Origin of the sequence: Sporosarcina sp. FSL K6-5500 (genome assembly GCF_038005665.1) — a bacterium.
GTDB classification, from domain to species: Bacteria; Bacillota; Bacilli; order Bacillales_A; family Planococcaceae; genus Sporosarcina; species Sporosarcina psychrophila.
Window position 1 is genome coordinate 2,480,523 of sequence record NZ_JBBOTP010000001.1, and the last position, 21,552, is coordinate 2,502,074.

General features: G+C 41.2%; 22 protein-coding genes. 14 read left to right on the plus strand and 8 right to left on the minus strand.

Going from position 1 to position 21,552, the window contains the following annotated elements; genetic code table 11:
* Positions 1–52: 52 nt before the first annotated feature.
* Both MKX62_RS11885 and MKX62_RS11890 read left to right on the plus strand, forming a co-directional pair.
* Positions 53–1,558: a coproporphyrinogen III oxidase gene (locus tag MKX62_RS11885; RefSeq protein ID WP_067205904.1), complete on the plus strand. Its 1,506-nt coding sequence runs from the start codon at positions 53–55 to the stop codon at positions 1,556–1,558.
* A 140-nt stretch (positions 1,559–1,698) separates the two neighbouring features.
* On the plus strand, positions 1,699–2,478 hold the full coding sequence (locus tag MKX62_RS11890) for an enoyl-CoA hydratase (protein WP_338653554.1): 780 nt from the start codon (positions 1,699–1,701) through the stop codon (positions 2,476–2,478).
* Positions 2,479–2,783: 305 nt separating this feature from the next.
* Here the strand turns inward: MKX62_RS11890 and mgsA are convergent, their stop codons facing one another.
* Positions 2,784–3,188 (minus strand): methylglyoxal synthase, encoded by a 405-nt coding sequence (gene mgsA, locus MKX62_RS11895; protein ID WP_067205909.1) that lies wholly within the window; start codon positions 3,186–3,188, stop codon positions 2,784–2,786.
* 99 nt (positions 3,189–3,287) lie between these two features.
* On the minus strand, positions 3,288–3,473 hold the full coding sequence (locus MKX62_RS11900) for a YhzD family protein (protein ID WP_340741500.1): 186 nt from the start codon (positions 3,471–3,473) through the stop codon (positions 3,288–3,290).
* 182 nt (positions 3,474–3,655) lie between these two features.
* Here MKX62_RS11900 and MKX62_RS11905 point away from each other — a divergent pair, with 182 nt between their 5' ends.
* The 7 genes from MKX62_RS11905 to yhaM all read left to right on the plus strand — a co-directional run bounded on the left by MKX62_RS11905 (position 3,656) and on the right by yhaM (position 11,557).
* Positions 3,656–3,853 carry a helix-turn-helix transcriptional regulator gene (locus MKX62_RS11905; RefSeq protein ID WP_067205914.1) on the plus strand — a complete coding sequence of 66 codons (198 nt, stop codon included), beginning with the start codon at positions 3,656–3,658 and terminating at the stop codon, positions 3,851–3,853.
* A gap of 2 nt (positions 3,854–3,855) precedes the next feature.
* Positions 3,856–4,167, plus strand: coding sequence for a hypothetical protein (locus tag MKX62_RS11910; protein WP_340741501.1), 312 nt, complete (start codon positions 3,856–3,858; stop codon positions 4,165–4,167).
* A gap of 74 nt (positions 4,168–4,241) precedes the next feature.
* Positions 4,242–5,141, plus strand: coding sequence for an ABC transporter ATP-binding protein (locus tag MKX62_RS11915; protein ID WP_340741502.1), 900 nt, complete (start codon positions 4,242–4,244; stop codon positions 5,139–5,141).
* The gene (locus MKX62_RS11920; protein ID WP_340741503.1) at positions 5,134–6,399 is read left to right on the plus strand and encodes an ABC transporter permease; all 1,266 of its coding nucleotides are present in this window, start codon (positions 5,134–5,136) and stop codon (positions 6,397–6,399) included. The genes MKX62_RS11915 and MKX62_RS11920 overlap by 8 nt, the downstream gene beginning before the upstream one ends.
* Positions 6,400–6,491: 92 nt before the next feature.
* Complete coding sequence (locus MKX62_RS11925) at positions 6,492–7,712, plus strand: metallophosphoesterase family protein (RefSeq protein WP_340741504.1); 1,221 nt, start codon at positions 6,492–6,494, stop codon at positions 7,710–7,712.
* A gap of 9 nt (positions 7,713–7,721) precedes the next feature.
* Positions 7,722–10,622: an ATP-binding protein gene (locus MKX62_RS11930; RefSeq protein ID WP_340741505.1), complete on the plus strand. Its 2,901-nt coding sequence runs from the start codon at positions 7,722–7,724 to the stop codon at positions 10,620–10,622.
* Entirely contained in the window at positions 10,619–11,557 is a 939-nt protein-coding gene (yhaM, locus tag MKX62_RS11935) for a 3'-5' exoribonuclease YhaM (protein WP_338653546.1), read from the plus strand. The genes MKX62_RS11930 and yhaM overlap by 4 nt, the downstream gene beginning before the upstream one ends.
* Before the next feature lie 911 nt (positions 11,558–12,468).
* On the opposite strand, the gene MKX62_RS11940 is transcribed toward yhaM, so the two are convergent.
* Positions 12,469–13,380 (minus strand): peptidylprolyl isomerase, encoded by a 912-nt coding sequence (locus MKX62_RS11940; protein ID WP_340741506.1) that lies wholly within the window; start codon positions 13,378–13,380, stop codon positions 12,469–12,471.
* A gap of 144 nt (positions 13,381–13,524) precedes the next feature.
* Between MKX62_RS11940 and MKX62_RS11945 the strand changes: the two genes are divergently transcribed.
* Positions 13,525–13,626 (plus strand): YjcZ family sporulation protein, encoded by a 102-nt coding sequence (locus MKX62_RS11945; protein ID WP_082786481.1) that lies wholly within the window; start codon positions 13,525–13,527, stop codon positions 13,624–13,626.
* A gap of 84 nt (positions 13,627–13,710) precedes the next feature.
* Here MKX62_RS11945 and MKX62_RS11950 read toward each other — a convergent pair whose 3' ends face one another.
* From MKX62_RS11950 to MKX62_RS11970, 5 genes are all read right to left on the minus strand, one after another.
* Positions 13,711–13,896, minus strand: a complete 186-nt coding sequence (locus MKX62_RS11950) for a hypothetical protein (protein ID WP_067205932.1) — start codon at positions 13,894–13,896, stop codon at positions 13,711–13,713.
* 60 nt (positions 13,897–13,956) lie between these two features.
* Positions 13,957–14,565, minus strand: a complete 609-nt coding sequence (locus MKX62_RS11955) for an HTH-type transcriptional regulator Hpr (protein ID WP_340741507.1) — start codon at positions 14,563–14,565, stop codon at positions 13,957–13,959.
* 347 nt (positions 14,566–14,912) lie between these two features.
* Positions 14,913–15,275 carry a YtxH domain-containing protein gene (locus tag MKX62_RS11960; protein WP_067205937.1) on the minus strand — a complete coding sequence of 121 codons (363 nt, stop codon included), beginning with the start codon at positions 15,273–15,275 and terminating at the stop codon, positions 14,913–14,915.
* A gap of 349 nt (positions 15,276–15,624) precedes the next feature.
* Positions 15,625–16,149, minus strand: a complete 525-nt coding sequence (locus MKX62_RS11965; protein ID WP_067205940.1) for a tryptophan transporter — start codon at positions 16,147–16,149, stop codon at positions 15,625–15,627.
* 113 nt (positions 16,150–16,262) lie between these two features.
* Positions 16,263–16,688 (minus strand): HIT family protein, encoded by a 426-nt coding sequence (locus MKX62_RS11970; protein ID WP_067205943.1) that lies wholly within the window; start codon positions 16,686–16,688, stop codon positions 16,263–16,265.
* 305 nt (positions 16,689–16,993) lie between these two features.
* Here MKX62_RS11970 and MKX62_RS11975 point away from each other — a divergent pair, with 305 nt between their 5' ends.
* From MKX62_RS11975 to uvrB, 4 genes are all read left to right on the plus strand, one after another.
* Positions 16,994–17,743, plus strand: coding sequence for an ABC transporter ATP-binding protein (locus tag MKX62_RS11975; RefSeq protein WP_067205945.1), 750 nt, complete (start codon positions 16,994–16,996; stop codon positions 17,741–17,743).
* Complete coding sequence (locus MKX62_RS11980; protein WP_067205948.1) at positions 17,727–18,938, plus strand: ABC transporter permease; 1,212 nt, start codon at positions 17,727–17,729, stop codon at positions 18,936–18,938. The genes MKX62_RS11975 and MKX62_RS11980 overlap by 17 nt, the downstream gene beginning before the upstream one ends.
* 230 nt (positions 18,939–19,168) lie before the next feature.
* On the plus strand, positions 19,169–19,405 hold the full coding sequence (locus MKX62_RS11985; protein WP_067205951.1) for an IDEAL domain-containing protein: 237 nt from the start codon (positions 19,169–19,171) through the stop codon (positions 19,403–19,405).
* Positions 19,406–19,562: 157 nt separating this feature from the next.
* Entirely contained in the window at positions 19,563–21,545 is a 1,983-nt protein-coding gene (uvrB, locus tag MKX62_RS11990; RefSeq protein WP_338653544.1) for an excinuclease ABC subunit UvrB, read from the plus strand.
* The last annotated feature ends 7 nt before the right edge of the window (positions 21,546–21,552 follow it).

The window sequence follows — 21,552 nt, forward strand, 5'->3', positions numbered from 1 at the left end:
TTTATCTAGAGAAAAAACTTCGGTTTTATAAATAGAAAGTTGGGTACTTACAATGCAAAAAATCATCATGAAAGAAAACTACGAACAGGGTTGGATTAGGATGTTTACGCATCTAGCAAACCTTTTCTTTGAACAATCGAAAATAGTCGATGAAGATGAAGAGGGTGCGATACTGGCAAATTTGACGTTGGAACGGACGCTTGATGGACAACTTGTCGGAAAGGCAATCCTTACATGGGACGGTGTGGAATATTCTGCTGAGTTTTCTGAGATAGAAGAGACGGACGATGATAAAGCGATTACCCGCCAGTTAAAGCGGATTTATTCACACGTTTTCCTTGAAACGCTTGAACAAGCAACAGGGATGCATCAATCGTGGGGAATTCTGACAGGGATTCGCCCGATGAAACTGTACCATAAATATCGCCACGAAGGACACAGTACGGAAGAGGCTCAGCAATTGTTAATGAATCGCCATCGGCTCTCGAGCGAAAAAAGCGAACTTCTAGCAAAAATAGCGAATGTGCAGTTGCGAACGGTGCCTGATTTACACGAATTAAAAAATGAAGTAAGTATTTATATAGGCATTCCATTTTGTCCGACGAAATGTGCGTATTGCACATTCCCAGCCTATGCGATTAATCGAAAAAATGGACGAGTCGAAACATTCCTAGACGGATTGCATGAAGAAATCCGAGAAATGGGAAAATGGCTGACAGAGCGAGACATGGCCATTACGACGATTTACTTCGGTGGAGGAACTCCGACATCTATAGAAGCGGAAGAAATGGATGCGCTATATGAAACGATGTATGCTTCATTCCCTAATATGGATAAAGTCAGAGAAGTAACGGTAGAAGCAGGTCGTCCTGATACGATTACGCCTGCTAAAATCGAAGTTCTGAAAAAATGGGGAATTGACCGGATAAGCGTCAATCCGCAATCCTATACAGATGAGACACTAAAAGCAATCGGTCGTCACCATACTGTTCAAGAAACAGTCGATAAGTTCTGGTTGTCACGCGATATGGGCATGAAAAATATTAATATGGATCTCATCATCGGTTTGCCAAATGAAGGAATGGAAGAATTCAAGCATTCACTTGCGGAGACTGAAAAAATGCAACCTGAATCGCTGACAGTTCATACATTGTCATTCAAACGGGCATCTGAAATGACCCGTAATAAAGACAAATACAAAGTAGCTAATCGTGAAACAGTCGAGCAGATGATGAAACTCGGAGAAGAGTGGAACGCTGCAAACGGCTATGAACCGTACTATTTATACCGTCAAAAGAACATTTTAGGCAACTTGGAAAACGTCGGGTACGCAAAGCCTGGTGAAGAAAGTATCTATAACATAGTTATTATGGAAGAGGTACAGACGATCATTGGAGTAGGTTGTGGGGCTTCAAGTAAGTTCATTGACCCTGAAACGGGGAAAATTACGCAGTTCTATAATCCAAAAGATCCAGCAGCTTATATCCTGACATATGAAGATTCAATCGTGAAGAAACTCGCTCATCTTGACGCGATTTTTCCGGAGATGGTTAAGTAGAAAAGCGCAAGCGCCTTGATAGACCCTACTCTAGGTAGAAAAACGTATACTTTCTTAGCTCTTAAATAAAGGGTTTACTGAAAAAACACCGAATCTAAGAAGTGAATGGTAATTCATTTCTTACGAAGGGGTGTTTTTTTATGTATACAACTGTCGAATTAAAAAAAGAGGGACGCCTTGCGCATCTTACGTTGAATAGGCCTGCATCGATGAACGCGATGGATAGTGTCATGATGAAGGAACTAGCGGATGTTTTCGAGGAATTGAAAAGCGATGTGTCAGTTCAAGTTTTGGTAATCCAAGGGGCCGGTCGTGCATTTTCTGCGGGTGGGGATATTAAAGCGATGTTAAATCCGGATAGCCCAATGGATATTGGTAGTGTAATGGTAGACGTGTCACGTCTTGCGAAAGCACTTTATACATTACCGCAAGTTACGATTGCGGTCGTCCATGGTGCGGCGGCAGGACTTGGATTTAGCCTTGTGCTTGGCTGCGATTATATTATTGCGGAAGAGGAAAGTAAACTTGCGATGAACTTTATCGGCATTGGTCTAATTCCAGACGGGGCAGGTCATTTCTTCTTAAAAGAACGCGTAGGTGTGCCTCAAGCGAAAAAACTCATTTGGTCAGGAAAAGTGATGAATGGTCAAGAAGCACTTGAAAAAGGGCTAATCGATGAAGTGACTGCGCAAGGTACTGGTGCTGAACGCGGCGAAGCGTTTGCTCATAAACTGCTTGCGTCGCCGATTGCAGCAATGATTGCATCGAAAAATATTCTGCACGCGCAAAAAACGAAAGAACTTGAAAGCATATTGGCAATGGAAAGTGAAGCACAAGTGGCAATGCGGAAAACAGCAGACCACCTAGAAGGTATTCAGGCATTTGTGGGAAAACGTAAGCCGGAATTTACAGGGAAATGATTTTTTGTAATATGGACACTGGTTTAGGGGTGAGTTTTTACGCCATCCTGAATCAGTGTCTTTTCTTGTACTAGACATTTTGTGCAATTAACATGTGGCGGTCATAACACGGCTGATGCCGGTCATAATGGAAGTCGTGGCGAGCATAACAGTGCTCATGGCGGTCATAAGGAAGAAAGGAAATCAACAATTTGATCCAGCGCTTGCAGTCTGAATCAGCCTGCGTAATTTAAAAAGTACCAAGCATGCGTCCGTTTAATAACCGGATCAGTGCTTGGTACTTTTTATTTTATTTTGAAATGAACTTACTTATATTTATCAAGCATTTCACGCCACGAAAAGTACCCTTTTTCAACAGCGCGAAGTAACAGCTCAGCCGTTGCAATATTCGTAGCGAGTGGGATGCCATAGACATCACAAAGGCGTAATAACGCACTGACGTCGGGTTCATGTGGTTGAGCAGTTAGTGGGTCACGGAAAAACAAGATTAAGTCCAGCTCGCCAGTTGCAATCATTGCACCAATTTGCTGATCACCACCCAAAGGTCCCGAATTAAGTCGGGTTACAGATAAATTGGTTTCGTCCATAATTCTTTTTCCCGTTGTACCGGTAGCAAATAATGTGTATTGCGAAAAGATATATTCGTAGGCAATTGTGAAATTTACCATTTCATTTTTCTTTTCGTCATGGGCAATTAATGCGATTTTCATTTCTCAACACCCTGTCTATTTGTATGATGGAAATGCTTTGTTTCTGTTTAGGATTACATAATAAGTGAAGGGAAGTAAACATCTGAAGTGCAATTTTATTTAGGAATGGAACAATATTAACTTACCTGCCGGAGATGCAAGGCGATGTGTCTTTTCAAGAAGACCCTTATCCTCAAGCATTACTTGGCCTTTTTCTTTTGCTGCTTCGTCTGTTTCAGCTGTGAATGTTTCTTCTGTAATTAATTCCCCCGTTGGTTCAAAAGCTGTTAGTTTATATGTTCTCACATAATTCACCCTTTCCACTCTATTTCATTCATTATACTATGAAAAATTCTAAAAGGAAATTTGTAAAGGTTACTTGACATCTTGAGTATGGTAAAGTAACCTTTACGTAAAGTAACCTTTACAATAGTCGGTGTCTAGACTCCGGGTGCCCTGCGCTTTTCGTATGAAAGGGGAGCATTGAAATGAATAACTTGATAAAGGAAATGCGGACTGCGATGGGGCTAACGCAAGATGATCTGTCGGAGAAACTGGAAGTTTCGAGACAGACGATTATTTCCCTCGAAAAAGGTAGATATAACCCATCACTGACATTAGCGTTCAAACTTGCGAAGTTATTCAATTGTCGCATTGAAGATATTTTTACACCAGAGGAGGATTGAAAATGTACGAAGGGTTTAATATATGGGTATTTCTTGCAGGGCTGCCGCTTGCTGTAGTCATTATTTTCATTACTATGTTAATAAATCGGAAAAGGGGAAAGAAAGAACGATGGTTTGACGAACGATATAGAACGATTCATCAACATGCCCGTTCAATTTCGTGGTGTGCGACAACCGTTGCGATACTCATTGCTTGGGCAGTTATCATTATTGTTGAAGGACCGCAACTTGCATTTTTAATTCTAACGGGAATTTGGGTAGTGCACATGGCGTCGTATGCGATTGGTACAGCAATCGCCAGTAGTAAAAACTGAAAAACTAAAAAAGTGAAACTTCAGAGTGCTAGATACGTATAGTTAATATTGGGTAAAACGAAAGGGGTAATCAAATGTCATTGCTACTTGAAAATGTAACGAAACGATTTGGAGATTTCACGGCGGTTGATGATTTGACGCTGTCTGTAGGTAAAGGCACGATGTACGGTTTTCTTGGAGCGAACGGTGCAGGTAAGACGACGACATTTCGGATGATTCTTGGTCTATTAAATGCGAATGAAGGACGGATTACGTGGAATGGGAAACCGATTTCTTACGCAACAAGTCCTGAGATTGGTTATTTACCGGAGGAACGCGGCCTTTATCCGAAAATGAAGGTGGAAGAGCAACTGATTTTTCTAGCACAATTACGTGGTATGACAAAGTCTGATGCCAAGACAGCTATGAATAAATGGCTGGAACGAATGGAAATCACTCACTATGCCAATAAAAAAGTTGAAGAACTATCAAAAGGAAATCAACAAAAAATCCAAGTAATTGCATCTCTCATGCATAATCCTCAACTGTTAATTCTAGATGAGCCATTTTCAGGGTTGGACCCGGTAAACGTTGAGATGTTGAAAGAGGCGATAATTCAATTTCGTAATGATGGTGCAACTATCGTATTCTCGAGCCACCGCATGGATCATGTCGAAGAATTGTGTGAGCAACTTAGTATCATCGATAAAGGTAAGCAAATCGTTAGCGGGACACTCCGCGATGTGAAGCGGTCATATGGCAAGCAGAACGTACGCATAAATTCAGACAATGATTTAGCACATCTGAATGCGATTGCAGGTGTTACATCTGTCCATAAGTCGGTTGAAGGGGCACTCTACCAGGTCGAATCTGAACAAGTGGCCAATGATTTGTTGACGGCCGCATTAAAGTCGGGCCCGATTCGCCATTTTGGGATTGAGGAACCTTCGCTACAAGACATTTTCATCGAAAAGGTGGGGAAACAGCATGCGTGAATTCATGATCATTTTTAAACAGGCATTTACGACAAAAGCGAAAACGAAATCGTTCATTATAACAACATCCATCATGATTGCGGCGGTTTTCCTTTTTGCTAACATGGAAAAAATCATTGATACCGTTAAAGGTGCCACGGGCGGAGATAAAGATTCGGCGGAAGTGCTGCAAGTACTCGATGAAAGCGGTGTTCTTGCGGAGCGGTTGAAAATGCAACTAGAGTCAAATGAATCAGGTATTAAGGTAGAACTGTCCAGTAAATCGGAAAATGCGCTTACAGAACAAGTGAAAGAGGGAGAAATCGATTCGTTCGTGACGCTTGGACTTGATGACACAAATACAATTCAAGCGAACTACATCTCGATGAGTGCCATGGACTTTTCTCTTCCAATGATGCTAGAAGAAGCACTTAAGTCGATTCAAACGGAAATGAAAGCGGAGGAGCTCTCACTGTCTGGTGAGCAAGTACAGACACTATTCGCACCTATCCAATTTGAACAGCAATCTGTATCTCCGTCAGCGAAATCACAAGAAGAATTGAGCCAGGCACGTGGTCTCGTCTATGTACTCATGTTTCTTATTTACTTTGCAGTCATCGTATATTCAAGTATGATCGCGACAGAAGTTGCGGCGGAAAAATCATCGCGTGTGATGGAAATTCTTATCTCAAGCGTATCACCAGTTAAACATATGTTTGCAAAAGTACTTGGCATTGGATCGCTTGGTCTTTTGCAAATGGTATTATTGGGTCTGGCAGGATATATTGCATTGAAAACAACAGGTTCTGAAATGGCAGATGGCTTCTTTTCCGTCTTCGGCTTTTCGAATATGAATGTGGGAACGCTTGTCTATGCGCTAGTTTTCTTCCTGTTGGGCTATTTCCTCTTCGCGACGCTGGCAGCTCTTCTTGGCTCACTTGTCAGCCGCACGGAAGATGTACAGCAGATTATCATGCCAATGACGTTGCTAATCGTGGCAGGGTTCATGATTGCGGCAACTGGGCTCGGAAATCCTGAAATGGCCTATCTAAAATATGCTTCGTTTTTCCCGTTCTTTGCACCGCTCGTCATGTTCTTGCGCGTTGGTATGTTGGAGTTACCAGTATGGGAACCGTTATTGTCAATTGCGATTATGCTTGTGACAATTTTCCTTCTGGGCTTCTTCGGAGCACGGGTTTACCGTGGCGGTGTGCTTATGTACGGACCATCTCGTTCGTTGAAAGATATTAAAAAAGCAATCCAGCTCGGAAAAGAATAAGTGAGATATAGAAAGACTCTGATTAATTCGCAGAGTCTTTTTATTTATGCTAAAATAAGAACAAGTATTCGCCGAATGAAGGAGGGACTAACTTGTCAACAATCCGATTTATCCACACAGCCGATTTGCATCTCGACAGCCCGTTCAAAGGCATGACTGGCTTACCAACAGATCGCCTGAATAATTTACGTGACAGTACCTTTGCAGCATTTACTAAGTTGATTGAGCACGCAGTCAAAACGAAACCGGATTTCATGTTAATCGCGGGTGATATTTACGATGGGGAAGATCGGAGTTTGCGTACGCAGATGAAGTTTCGGGAAGGGATGGTAAAGTTGGCTGCGGTCGGCATTCCGGTATTCATTTCACACGGCAATCACGATCATCTTAGTGGAAGGTGGACTCGATTTGACTTGCCGTCGAATGTATATGTTTTCGATGAGCATGTTGAAACAGTGCGTCTGACCGTGGATGGTCAAGAAGTGTTGATTTCTGGGTTTAGTTATAAGGAAAGGCATATCCGTGATAAAGTGATTGACCGTTATCCTCTAGCTGAAGATCAGGATGTGATACATATCGGGATGTTGCACGGTAGCTTGGCGGGTGATGAAACACATGCCGTTTATGCGCCATTCACTAAAAATGAGTTGCTAGCTAAGTGGTATGATTACTGGGCGCTCGGGCATATCCATGTGAGGCAACAGCTGCATGAATCTCCACCAATCGTTTATCCGGGAAATTTACAGGGGCGTCATCGCAATGAGCGTGGTACAAAGGGGTTCTATGAAGTTGAACTCTCGAAAACAACAGCATCTCTTCATTTCATCCCGGCATCAGCAATTGTCTTTGATAGACTCGAATTGCCTTGTGCAGGAATGAGTCATGCGAATGAGTGGCTGACGGCATGTTCGGAAGTGCTAGAGTTATTTAAAGAGCACAATGGCGCGGGAATTGTGGAGCTGTTGCTGACTGATATCGATAGTGAAGCTGCGAATCTATTCAGTCAATCGTCGGAGGGAGAATGGTTGGAGGTCCTGCGTGATTATGTGGATGAAAGCGAACCCTATGTCTGGGTGCAGAAGATTACATTTGCGACTCAGTTGAATCCATCTATTGCATCAAGTGCACTGATGCAATCAGTTGCTGGGATGATTGATGGTTGGACGACGGAAGACTGGAAGGATGTTTTAAAAGATGTTTACCAGCACGCACGTGGCGTCAAATATCTGGATGTTTTGACTGCAGATGAAATAGATGAAGTGAAAGCCGGAGCAACAGCATTGTTGGCGGCGGAAATGTCAGGAATGGAATGAGGTGTTTACATGAAAATTGAAAAACTAAACATTTATGGATTTGGAAAACATGAAAATGTCACGGTGGATTTTGGACAAGGGATCTCTGTAGTTTATGGATTGAATGAAGCTGGGAAAACGACTATTCAGCAGTTCATCCTGCATATTTTATTTGGATTTCCTGCGAAAAATAATGCGCTTTTACGCTACGAACCGAAATCGGGCGGCAAGTACGGTGGGCAAGTTCATCTTATAGATGAAACATATGGGAAATGCATCGTCGAACGGATCCGTGGAAAATCTGCTGGTGATGTTACCGTCTATTTCGAAGATGGAACAAAGGGTGGAGAAGAGCAATTGAACACGCTACTTCGCCAGTATGACCGTGCTTCATTCGAATCCATTTTTTCATTCTCTTTGTTACAGTTGCAGGGATTTGAAAAGATGGATGAAGACGAATTAAGCAGGACACTTCTTGCTTCGGGTACTACTGGTGTTGACTCTTTGTTACAGCTTGGAAATCGAATGGAAAAAGAACTGGGGGATTTGTTCAAAAAGTCGGGAAGAATTCCGGAGATGAACGTCAAGATCATGGAACTTCGGGAATTGGAAATAGAGTTGAAAGAAGAGCAGGAAAAAGTGGGAGAATATGCACCCTCGATTGAACGAATACGGGAAATCGATGACTTGCTTACAGAGTTGCGAGGACAGGAAGCGGAACTTATGCAAGAATCACAGAAGCTCGCTCTCGTGCGACAGCTACTTCCCCTTCATCAAAAGAAACAAGCATTGGATGCAAGACTATCGCAATTAAGTGAAATAAACTTTCCCACAGATGGTATCAGGCGCTATGAAATGCTTGCGGGGAAGTTAACGGAAGCCGAAGTTACTAAACGACGATTGGAAGAAGAATTAGCAGAGCTAATGACACGAATGCCTGAACAGCACGAATTTGAGCGCATTGCTGAACTTGAAATTTTACTGGCGAAAGAAACAGAGTGGCATAGATGGCAAACAGCGGTTACTTTTGAAGAAGAAAACGTGAGTCAGCTAACTAGTTCAAAGAGACGTCTGCTTGATAGACTTGGTGTCAAAGGGCTTGAAGCGGAAAATACTATTTTGGAGTCAGATGTTTCAATCCAAAAGGAAGAACAGATGCACAAAATTATTCAAGAACTTACTGAAGGCGATCAGCAAATTGGCTTTGTGAATCGCCAACTCATCCAAGTGGAAAATGAGTTAGCTGATACGGAAACTGAAATTGGTGGAATTGAACGCACTGCACCTGCCGTAGAGGAATTAGAACGTGTACTGCAGTGGCCGAAAATTCGTCAGCAACTTGCTGAAGCGAAAGCCTATATTTCACTAAGCGGAAGACCGGTTGAACAGAAATCACTGATGATACCTGCACTTCTTGTCGTACTTGCTGTCGCGTTCATCGTTTTCGGTTTCATACAAAAAGAATGGTTCATAATTATAGCTGGTGTTATTGTTATAGGATTAGGTATTCTAATTTATTCGAAAAAACAGCATCAAACGCCGGATTCAGCAAAACTGAAGCAGATGGAAAAAATCATTGCCGCATATGATGGAAATGAGCATCAAATGGAAGAACTGACAGACCGAATTGGCATGTATAAGCGCAAGAAAGAAGATTTACAAGAAGCGTTTATGGTACTTGAAAGGAAATTTCAATCGTTGACATCCGAGCTTGAAAATACCTATAGCAATAGACGGAAAATCGAATTGGAACTGGTCGATTTTTTAGGACTTTATGGTTTCGATGAAATACCTTCAACCGGGATTATCCCGGAATTATTCCGTATGATTCGAGAAGTTCAGGAAGTTACTAGAGAGTTGAATGATGCCTTGTTACGGCGACAAACGATTCAACAACAGATTGCTGTGAGGTTAGCAGAAGCTGAAAAAATAGTGCGGAAATTTGCACCACAAGAAACAGTTTATGAGATGCTGAGAAGGGAATTCATTCACCTAAATGAACAGGCAGAAACAATCAGGTCATTGACAGTTGCTTTGGAACGCAAAGAATCAGCGCTGAAAGAGACATCCAGCCTTGTAAACTCGTTGTTGGAAAAAGTGCAGGCTCTGCTTGCTGAAGCAGCAGTAGAAACGGAAGAGGCCTTTTACGCCGCATACAATAGCCACCAGGAAGCGTTTCGTTTAAAGGGGCAACTTGAGGATGTCAATGCTCAATTAGCATCATATGGCCCTCTTGAATTGCCTGATGGCGTTGTGGATGAAGAGTTGCGAAAAAAAGTGAATGATATTAGCGGAACACTATCGTCGATTAGCGAGAGGCTAAATGTCTTAATCAATGACAAGGCGGCGCTTGTTAACAAAACGGAACGACTACTGACAGATGAAAATTACGGTCGTAAACTGCAACACTTCGAAATGAAAAAATCGGAGCTCGCAGAACTCGTAAAAAAATGGTCTGAGCGCAAAGCGATTACTGAAGCAATCAGAAGAACAATGTCGGAGTTGAAAGAAAAGAAATTGCCAGAAGTACTTGAAGCGGCAGAAAAAATGTTCTGTGAACTGGCGGGTGGGAATTATGAATCACTGAGTGTAACGGAGACGGGTCATTTCGAAGTAGTAGCGAAAAATGGAATGCGTTATCCCATTGTAGAGCTGAGCCAGGCTACAAAAGAGCAAGCCTATATTTCGCTTAGATTGGCGCTTGCGGCATCTATAATGAATACGGCACCTTTTCCATTAATGTTGGACGATCCATTCGTTCACTTTGACGAAGAGCGACTTTCGCGTATGATTGAACTACTAGACAATCTACAAAACAAGCATCAGTTCATTTATTTTACATGCCACGAAGCGATGAAGGATAAATGGCAGGGGGCAACAATACTAAACGTTTCCGATATCGGAAGCGAACAGGGAGCGATGGTCTTATGAAGAAAATTGCAGAATATAATGCAGGTGAGCCGTTTGATCTTTTCTTGCTAATTAAGCAATCAACAAAAGGAGTTACCACACAAGGTAAACCGTTTATGACGCTTATTTTGCAGGATAAAAGTGGGGATATTGAAGCGAAGTTATGGGATACAACAGATGAACACGCGAAAACATATGCCGCAGCATCGATTGTCAAAGTTGGCGGGGAAGTACATGAATACCGTGGGAAAAATCAGTTGCGCATTAAAAGTATACGTCCCGTAAAAGAGGATGAAGGGGTGGCGATTGCCGACCTAGTTCCGTCATCGGCAACAAGTAAAGAAGTGCTATACGAAGAGCTGATGCAGTATTTCTTTGAAATGCAAAATCCACAAATTCAACGAATTACGCGTCATTTATTGAAAAAGCATCAGACAGCTTTCATGACGTATCCTGCTGCGACAAGAAATCATCATGATTATGTATCGGGTCTTATTGATCATGTTGTTTCCATGCTGAAACTTGGAAAATCGTTAGCGGATCTGTATCCATCACTCAATAAGGATTTATTGTACGCGGGAATTATCTTGCATGATGTTGGGAAAGTAATTGAACTTTCAGGTCCAATTGCAACTCAATACACGATTGAGGGGAATCTGCTAGGTCATATTACGATTATGGTCAATGAAATTTCAAAAGCGGCTGACGAACTTGAAATTACAGGTGAAGAAGTTATGCTGTTGCAACATATGGTTTTATCTCACCACGGTAAGGAAGAATGGGGAAGCCCGAAACGTCCAATGCTGAAAGAAGCGGAAATTCTTCATTACATCGATAACATTGATGCGAAGATGAATATGTTGGATCGTGCACTTGGCAAGACGGCTCCTGGTGAGTTCACTGAAAGAATTTTCCCGCTGGATAACAGGTCATTTTATAATCCATCAATTGACTAACCAGTAAATAACGCAATCAACCACAAGGCGCTCCGAGTACAGTTGTTTTAGATCGCTTTGGATTAAACGGCTCCTACACAATTACCGTGATATCTTAATCTATAGGGATGCGACTTTGTCGTATCCCTATAGATTTTTTCGGTAATCGTATGGTGGTCATTCATCCGTCGCCCTTCTAAGACACAAGTACACGAAGTGCTAAAGCTTTTTGGGATGAAAGAATAGTTGGTTCTTATCTGGGTAAAGGCCGCCAAAGATACAATTTTGGCGGCTCACTCCTTCTTTATGGTTTTTTCTTTTTTATTGTCTAGGAGGTTATAAAATCTCGTACCGTGGATGAGTTAGAACATTGAGATTTTACGTCCAGACACTAGTACTTTAGATCTTTTAATGAAGTGTCAATTTCTAAAGGATATCACATGTTGCCAAGCCTGATTTTGCTAAGAGTCAGTAAGGAACGCATTGTAGAAAATGTAAGCGTGCCCGAAATTGTATCTTCGGGCACTTATACCTTCTGTGAAAAGTTATCTATTCTTATTTTCCAAGCAATTGCAATTTTTACTAGAACGTTGTAGGTACGCGACAGGCAACTAATCGCAACAGAATTATCGAAAAGGGGGTGGCTAGAAGTGACGAAGTCACTTCTAGCCACCCCCTTTTCCCACGATAAAAATGTAGTGATTAGTTTAGCCGAAAGCGAGCCGGAAACGTACTAGTCCAAATGAAGACTTTTGCACCTACCTTACCAGTATCTTATGCAAGAAAATGGTTAATCAACAGACGTGTAATAACATATATTGAACTAGCAAACACCTCCGAAGGACAGGCGTCTTTTGGAGGTGTTTGTTTGTACATTTAAATACCCCAATAAAAAAAGACCCCTGAAAAGGAGTCTTGAATTGTTATTAGTATTACTTAGATTCTTTATCTGTTTCTGTTTCTTTTTCTACTTTAGGTTCTTCCAAGAATACATCAAGTGCTGATTTCAAATCTTTATCTTCAACTTTTACATCAGCATCTTTCATTAGCTTAGATACTTTCGGGATAATTGTACTTGGATCTGCTTTCTCAAGTTGTATTTCTTTAGTGAGTTTTTCTTTCTCTTCTTTAGTCATTTCCTTAGCTTCGATGTCACGTTTTTCTGTAACTTTAATAATGTGGAACCCGTGTTCCGATTGGACCGGCTCACTGATTGTGTTCACTTCAAGTGCATATGCAGCATCCCAGAATTCTTTGACCATTTTACCGTAGCCAAACCACCCAAGATCCCCACCGGATTCTTTTGCAGCCGGTTCAGTCGAATTCTTTTTCGCTACTTCAGCAAAATCAGCTCCGCCTTCAAGTTCCTTTTTGACTTTAAGTGCAGTCTCTTCATCCGCAACTAGGACGTGTTTGGCATTCAATTCTGTAGCCATCATTTTAACGCGCTCTTCGATTTCCTTATCTGTTACTTCAACGCCATCAGTAAGAGCCGCTTCTTGTAACATGTTGATACGAAGGATTTTTTTCAAGCTCTTCTCAGTGTGACCTTGTTGAGCGATATAAGCATCGAAACCTTCACCTAATTGTTCTTTCATTTCATTGATTGCTGTATCGACTTGCTTATCAGAGATTTTATATTTTGCATCTAATACTTTTTCAAGGACGAGTAGTTGTAATGTTTGTTCACCTTGAGCATCCTTCATTTCGTTATAAAGTTCACTTTGTGTTACATTTCCGGCTTTTGATTTGACAAGAACTTCATCACCGGCATTCTTGTCGCTGCACGCTGAAAGTGCAAGTACAGATGCGGCCATTGTAAGTGCTAAAATAGTTTTTTTCATTTTGAAATCTCCCCTAACTTTTATGTGCAACAGTAGACACTATACCATAAAAACGTATCTAAAACAAAAAGGTTCCCCTAGAATATACTGCCTACAACGAGCCAATTGTTTTGCATAGGATACATAGAGAGAGGGGGTGCTCCTATGAGCGGATATGACCAAGGTTCCCATGGTACTTCGGGATTTGCGTTGATTGTTGTTTTGTTCATTTTATTAATCATTGTCGGTGCAGCCTTCCTGAATTAATTCCAGAAAAGCTCAAGGCGTTAGGCGCTGAGGGTATCGATAATGGAAAAAGTCCATTTCCCGTAAAAAAGGGAATGGACTTTTTTATACTTGTAACAGAATCTCGACGTAAAATGACACGATTAAAATGGTTACAAGAACGTTAACGGTTGTGTATATTTTCTGTTGCTTCTCTTCAGGGATTTCCTTAGATTCGCATAGTGCATACGTCATTTTATTGATTTGAAACAGATATAATAACGAGAACAGAATTGTAATAATAAGGATCAAATCTATTCCTCCTCTTTAACTTCCCAAGGCAATCATAGCAGAAGTCCTTCTAAAATGAAATTAATTTTCCTCTGCGCTAAATACTGGGTTTTTAAGTTCTTCGTTATTTTTCGTATGATTAATAGCCATCATTTCACCGGTGGAGTCATCATATGATTCTTTGATTTTCTCAAAGCCGCGCTCAAATATTTCCATAAAATCTTCCCCATAAATATTTCGGACAACGGACATTACTTCGAGAAATTCTGGGAACTTTCCGTAAAGGTCTTTAATAGGGAGTGATCCCTCTAAAATATCATGTTTAGAATCATAGTAGTTCATGTTCATCTCGAGTATCAGTTTTTCCCCTTCTTCTGTAACTTCAACATATGTATTTCTTCTGTCATCATCTTTTTTATAAAATCGTAAATAATTACGTTCTTCTAGCTTCTTCGAAAAGTTGAAAGCTGTCGAAACATGCATGACTCCAAATTTAGCGATGTCAGAAATGGTTGCGCCTTGAAGATGGTAAGAAATCCATAAAATATGATGCTCATTAATATTCAAGTCATAAGGTTTTATCCACTGCTGCCAATCTTTTTCTACTGCTTTCCAAAGAGCTTTAGACATCTGTGCAACCCTTTGACTGAAAATCATTGCTTCTTTCGGAGAGTACTTTTGCTCTGACATTGGAAACACCTTCTTTCTATATTTTCCCGCTTCTTTTATTATAGCAGGAAAGCAAAGAAGAGAAAAGTAAAAATTGTGAAAAAGCTTTCGATTCAATAATAATATTTGGGGAAATGGGTATGAAAATAAGGAATGCGGCCGTATCCACTAGTTAAAACCTATATAATGTAGGTCTCTCGTGGAGGGTTGACTGCATTCCTTACTGGTGGATAGTATTTACTTTTAACTTTTTACTTGAATTAGCATTCAACCCCAGCTTTTATAAGTGGGAACAAATTCCCTGCTGGTCCAAGCCTCCGAGGGATATTACAAATTTTGGACGCAATTACGCCTAGGCATAATTGACATTACTTTTGCTGTTTTGCGAAGTTCTGCTCAAGCTCTTCAATAGCGGTTTGGATTGCTGCAATTTCTTTTTCCATGCGTTCCCGATTAGATTCCGTTGATTGTTGCCACTGATCTACTGAACCTTTAATTCCATCAATTGCTGTTGGAACTGTTTCTTTTGCTTCTTTCGTAAGGTGGGAAATGGACTCTTTTAAATCATCGACTTTTACTTTTACATCTTTGAACAAAAATTTCATGTCGCTTGAAGCATCCCTGACGGATGTCCGAAGTTGACTTCCCGATTGGGGAGTCGAATACAATACCGTAACAGCAGCTGCAACTGAACCTGCTGCGAGTCCGATGAAAAATGTAGATGCTTTCATTGTATAATACACTCCTTCCTGTTATGAATAGTATTCCTTACTCTAGTTTTATTAAAACATTTAAAAAGTGCCTGAGCAATAAAAACAAGCGCAAGTGACCTGTTTAGACGCTACTTTATATTTTAAACTACATGTGTTGAGTAACCAGTAAATGACTGCTTACTCCTTTTCTATAGCATTTCCTTTTCGAATTAGGGGCAGTGTCACTTTCAATATAGCGTAGCACTGTTACTTGTATGATCTTTTCTTTAGTAAAAGCGGAGGGGTGCCCGAAATTTCATCTTCGGGTATATTATACAGGCGACAAAAAAAGCTCTCCTCGTGGAGACGGAAAGCTTTCGCTAAAATTTCAATTGGAAAATGCAGTTTTAAACGAGGAGCGTTTGACCAAGCCCTTAACAATCGGGTATATCAAGAAAAATGCAATTCCGTTCATCGCAACAGCTGGAAGTACAACCCCCAAGAACAAACCACCGAACGGTAAATCTACTCCAAGAATGAAAATGGCGATTGAAAGGAAGATGCTTCCTGACAATACAGTTCCAATACCTGCGACAACAGTGGAAGCAATCAAGTTACCTGTAACTTTTTTTAGTGAGATAATAATAGCGTAGATTACGAATGCGGTAATGAACTTATCAATTACATTGGGGATGAATCCGCCAGGGAAATTTGAAAAAATACCTGATATAATACCTGTTGTTCCAGCAAGTAACAAAACATTGCGTACTTCAGGGAACAGGAATATGCTGATAAACATCATTGTCAGCATGAAATCCGGTTTCATTCCTCCAGCAATCGGGGGAATAATCAGGTAAAGTGCAGCACCTACAGCAGTCAATAAAGACATTAACACAAGACTTTTCGTTTTCATTTCTAATCTCTCCTCGGCTCATCTAGTATTTTGTGTTTTTCCTGTCGTATCCTCATGATCGACAGCGAAAAACTTATTATGAATCATACACGGTATTCAGATAATTCACAAGCTTATTTTTGTAATTTCATTCGAATTCCAGCTGCAACTTCCTGAATTCGTTCCATACTTGTTTCAGATTCCTTCGTTTCAAACGTAAGTTGGAAGCCGTCAGTTTCATCATAGCGAGGGATGAGGTGTAGGTGTGAATGAAAAACGGCTTGTCCCGCATATGCGCCATTGTTTTGTAGTAAATTCATTCCAGCTGGTTTGAATTCATCTTTTATGGCATTGGCGATTTTGGGTACGACGGAAAATAGTTGTGCCGCTTCTTCAGCAGTTAAATCATAGATATTTTCACGATGTGTTTTCGGGATGAGAAGGACATGCCCTTTCGTTACAGGTACAATATCCATGAAGGCAAGAACGTGCTCATCTTCATAAACTTTAACGCTAGGGATCGTACCTTCAATGATTTTACAAAAAATACATTCAGTCATTTTCAACACTCCTGTTCATATTTTCATGAATGGGACAAGTGTAGCATAATTTTAGATATAGGTTGAAATATTGAATACGGTAAACTAGCGTAGGAGCCTTACAGGGGGAGACGAAGGCAGTCTAAGTTCGCGACGTCGTGTCGCAACAAGGAGGGATGTAGGTCAATCCCTCCCCACTGCATGACCTGCATCCTACAGGTCCAAGCTTTATTCGATGCAATCATTCAATCTATATCGGTTGTTATGAAGGAAAAAGCTTTTTGTAGCGTTTTTTGCTAAAATGAATGAAAGAATGGAGGATGGATATGGAAATTCTTGAATTACAAGACGTAACAGGCGGTTATACACGTAAACCTGTTCTGTATGATTTGTCATTTAACATCGGACAAGGTGAATTAGTAGGTTTGATTGGACTAAATGGGGCGGGAAAAAGTACAACCATTAAACATATCATTGGATTAATGAATCCTCATAAAGGTGAAATTCGTGTCAACGGGGTGACATTCAGTGAGGATCCCGAAAAGTATAGAAAAGCGTTCACTTATATACCGGAAACGCCGATACTCTACGAAGAATTGACGCTTAGGGAACATCTTGAACTAACAGCAATGGCATACGACCTTGATAAAGAAGTGTTTGAAGCACGGTCTGATGAGTTACTCCGGGAATTCCGGATGGAGAAACGTCTAAACTGGTTCCCAGCGCATTTTTCAAAAGGGATGCGTCAAAAAGTAATGATCATGTGTGCTTTCCTCGTTAATCCATCTTTATATATTATTGATGAACCATTTGTGGGTCTCGATCCAATCGGCATCAAATCACTTTTAGAGCAGATGACGCAGAGAACAGAAAATGGGGCTTCCATTCTCATGTCAACGCATGTATTGGCAACTGCGGAAAAATATTGCGACAGGATCATCTTGCTGCACGAAGGACGGGTGCGAGCAGAAGGAACGATGGATGACTTGAGAAATGCATTCGGACGTCCTGGCGCGTCACTGGACGACTTGTATATCGCGATGACAGAGGAAACCGACAATGAACAATTTGCGTGAAATATGGGGATCTCGGTTCGTCCATTATATAACCGAGCTCCAAAAGTATTTGAAGTATGTATTTACAGGCCATTTGGCAATTGTCCTTGTCTTCACAATTGGGGCGGGGGGCTTTACGTATAGCGAATGGTTGAAGGAAGTGCCAGCGGAATTCCCTGCAGCGTTGCTTACGGCTCTCATCCTTGGATTAGCGCTCACCTTTTCGCCGCCAGTGACGCTATTGAAACCTGCTGACACGGTTTATTTCCTACCACTGGAACAAAAGCTTATTACGTATATGAAACGGGCTTTGAGTTGGAGCTTCTATTCCCAATTGCCATTACCATTTATTTTATATATTGTGGCGTTGCCGTTACTTTCAGCTACAGGGACCGGTTCAAAGATGGAATACATCGTTATCGCAGTTTTGATACTAGTTATTAAGCGAGTATTCATTGAGTCGGAATATAATTTCAGACATGTTTTGGATGGAAAAGGGATCTGGCTAGATAGGGCCGTCCGGTTTTTATTGGCGGGAACCATAATTTATGCAGGTCTTGAAGGAAGTCTAATTATACTTCTGATTATTGGTGTACTCATTGTACTGTACAACTTCTATTGGCGAAAAAAGAGAATGCTAAAACCATTCCCTTACGATCATTTCATATCACTCGAACAGAATCGGATGATGCGTTTTTACCGTTTTGCCAATTACTTCACAGACGTCCCGCATTTGAAAGGATCCATTAGTAGAAGAGCATGGCTCGGTTTTGCGATGGGATCCCCGAATTTCGGTAAGCCTGTAGCACAACCGTATTTAATCAGACGTACATTTATACGCACGGATGATATTTTTTGGCTCTGGGTAAGGCTCACTGCTTTATCGGCGCTTGGAGCGATTTTCATCCCGTTTCCGATTGTTGTATTTATTTTCGCAGGAGCGCTTGCATTTGCCTCTGCCGTACAACTTATCCACGCATTGCGGGCAGGGGACGATTTTCGGATGGATATGCTATTTCCTGAAAAGGAAGACACCCGTCCAGATGCAATTAAAAGAATCGTTCGTACAGTCCAATGGATTCAGGCGGCAGTAGTCACATGCGCTGCACTGTATCTCTATGGGGTTTCTGTAACACCTCTTCTTGTCGGGGCTGTCATTCTCATCATCTCTGAGGCTACTATCAGATTGACTGTAGAGAAAAAAGAATATGACTAAGAAAAGTCGCCCCGTTTGCAATCATTTGCAGACGGGGCGTTTGTTTGTAGAAAAGGAAGTATGAATTTCTCGTCATGGAACAGTGTCTAGACTCGGGGGGGGGCTTAACGGCGCCTTACGCTTTTCTTTGATAAATTATGACTAAATATAAAAATAGAATATTCCAATAAACCTTGCAACTTATCTCTGAAATTAGATATACTAAATAAAAGGCATCAGGGGTGATAGGGATGGAGAACAATTATTCATATGCCGAGTTTTTAAAAGCTGTAGGGAAAAACAGTACTTCGCTCCAAGCGGAAAAACTGCTGAATGAAATTTATTTAGATCTTTTTTTGAAACATATACACAGAGAGCAGACAAAGAGTAGGTTCATGGGATTGATTGACCTTGCGCTTGACAGTAGGGATGAAAGCGCATTCCTACTGTATTCCAAAAGACTGGGCAAACTTGAAGAGAATGATTGAAAAATGCAAGGACGCTACATGTTGAGTAGACATGCAGCGTTTTTTTTTGTGTGTTTATAAAAGTGAAAATTAGTGAAAAAACGTACGTTCGCTTTTTGCTCGTCAAAAGATGGGTAAAGTGATAAGATAGATGTAACTGATAGAGGAGGTTTTTCCGATGGTCGGAAAATTCAATTTGCAAGCCCCTTATACACCACAAGGCGATCAGCCGTCTGCAATCGCACAACTATTAGAAGGACATAACCGAGGTGAGAAGCACCAAACTTTGCTCGGTGCAACCGGGACTGGAAAAACATTTACCGTGTCGAATGTCTTGACGGAGATTAACAAACCGACTCTCGTTATCGCTCACAACAAAACGTTAGCGGGTCAATTATATAGTGAATTTAAAGAGTTTTTTCCTGACAATGCAGTCGAATACTTTGTCAGTTTCTATGATTATTATCAGCCAGAAGCGTATATCGCGCATACTGACACCTTCATTGAAAAAGACTCAAGCATCAATGATGAAATTGATAAATTACGTCACTCTGCAACATCTTCCTTATTTGAAAGGAATGACGTACTCATTGTTGCATCTGTCTCTTGCATTTATGGTCTAGGTTCCCCAGAAGAATACAGCGCACATGTTGTTTCTCTTCGTCCAGGTATGGAAATCGGACGCAATGAACTGCTTCGCAGATTTGTAGATATTCAATACGAACGCAATGACGTAAGTTTCACTCGAGGTACGTTCCGGGTACGCGGCGATGTTGTTGAACTTTTGCCAGCATCCCAGGATGAACATTGCTTACGTATCGAGTTTTTCGGTGATGAAATCGAACGAATTCGCGAAGTGGATTCACTGACAGGCGAAATCCTCGGTGAACGTGAACACGTTGCCATATTCCCCGCATCTCACTTTGTTACTGGTGAAGAAAAAATGGTGAAAGCAATTGAAAACATTGAAATTGAACTGGAAGAACGTTTGAAAGAGTTTCGTGCCCAGGACAAATTATTGGAAGCGCAACGTCTTGAACAACGGACACGCTATGATCTTGAAATGATGCGAGAAATGGGCTTCTGTTCGGGTATTGAAAACTATTCCCGTCATTTAACACTCCGTCCTGCAGGAGCGATACCGTATACATTGCTTGACTATTTCCCAGATGATTTCCTCATTATTGTAGATGAAAGTCATGTCTCATTGCCACAAATCCGTGGTATGTATAACGGTGACCAGGCACGGAAAAATGTCCTTGTTGACCATGGTTTCCGTTTGCCTTCAGCACTCGACAACAGACCGCTTACATTCCAAGAATTCGAAAACCATGTCCACGAGGCGATTTATGTTTCTGCGACACCAGGCCCTTACGAAATTGAGCATACTCCTGAGATGATTCAACAGATTATCCGCCCGACTGGTCTACTAGATCCGACGATTGAAATCCGTCCGATTGAAGGGCAGATTGATGATTTGATAGGTCAAATAAGAGAACGGACTAAAAACAATGAACGTGTTCTAATTACGACGTTAACAAAGAAAATGTCCGAAGATTTGACCGATTACTTGAAGGAAATTGGTATAAAAGTTCAATACCTTCATTCTGACATTAAAACACTTGAACGAATTGAAACGTTAAGAGAACTGCGAATAGGCACATATGATGTCCTTGTGGGTATTAACCTCTTAAGAGAAGGGATAGACATTCCTGAAGTATCGCTTGTTGTAATCTTGGATGCTGATAAAGAAGGGTTTCTACGTTCTGAGCGAGCACTTATTCAGACGATGGGTCGTGCTGCCCGTAATTCCAATGGACATGTCATTTTATATGCAGATAGAATGACGGACTCCATGGCGAAAGCAATTGGGGAAACGGAGCGACGTCGGGACATTCAACGAAAATATAATGAAAAACATGGCATAACACCTACGACAATCAAAAAGGAAATCCGTGATGTGATTCGTGCAACAGCAGTATCAGAAGAAGCTATTTCCTATTTTGAAAAAGTAACACAAGGCAAGAAGTTGACAAAAGACGAAAAAACAAAGCTGCTTGTAACTTTGGAAAAAGAGATGAAAGAGGCAGCGAAAGCACTCGACTTCGAACGTGCTGCTGAACTAAGGGATACAATCATGGAATTGAAGGCTGAAAGGTAGGGTTTTT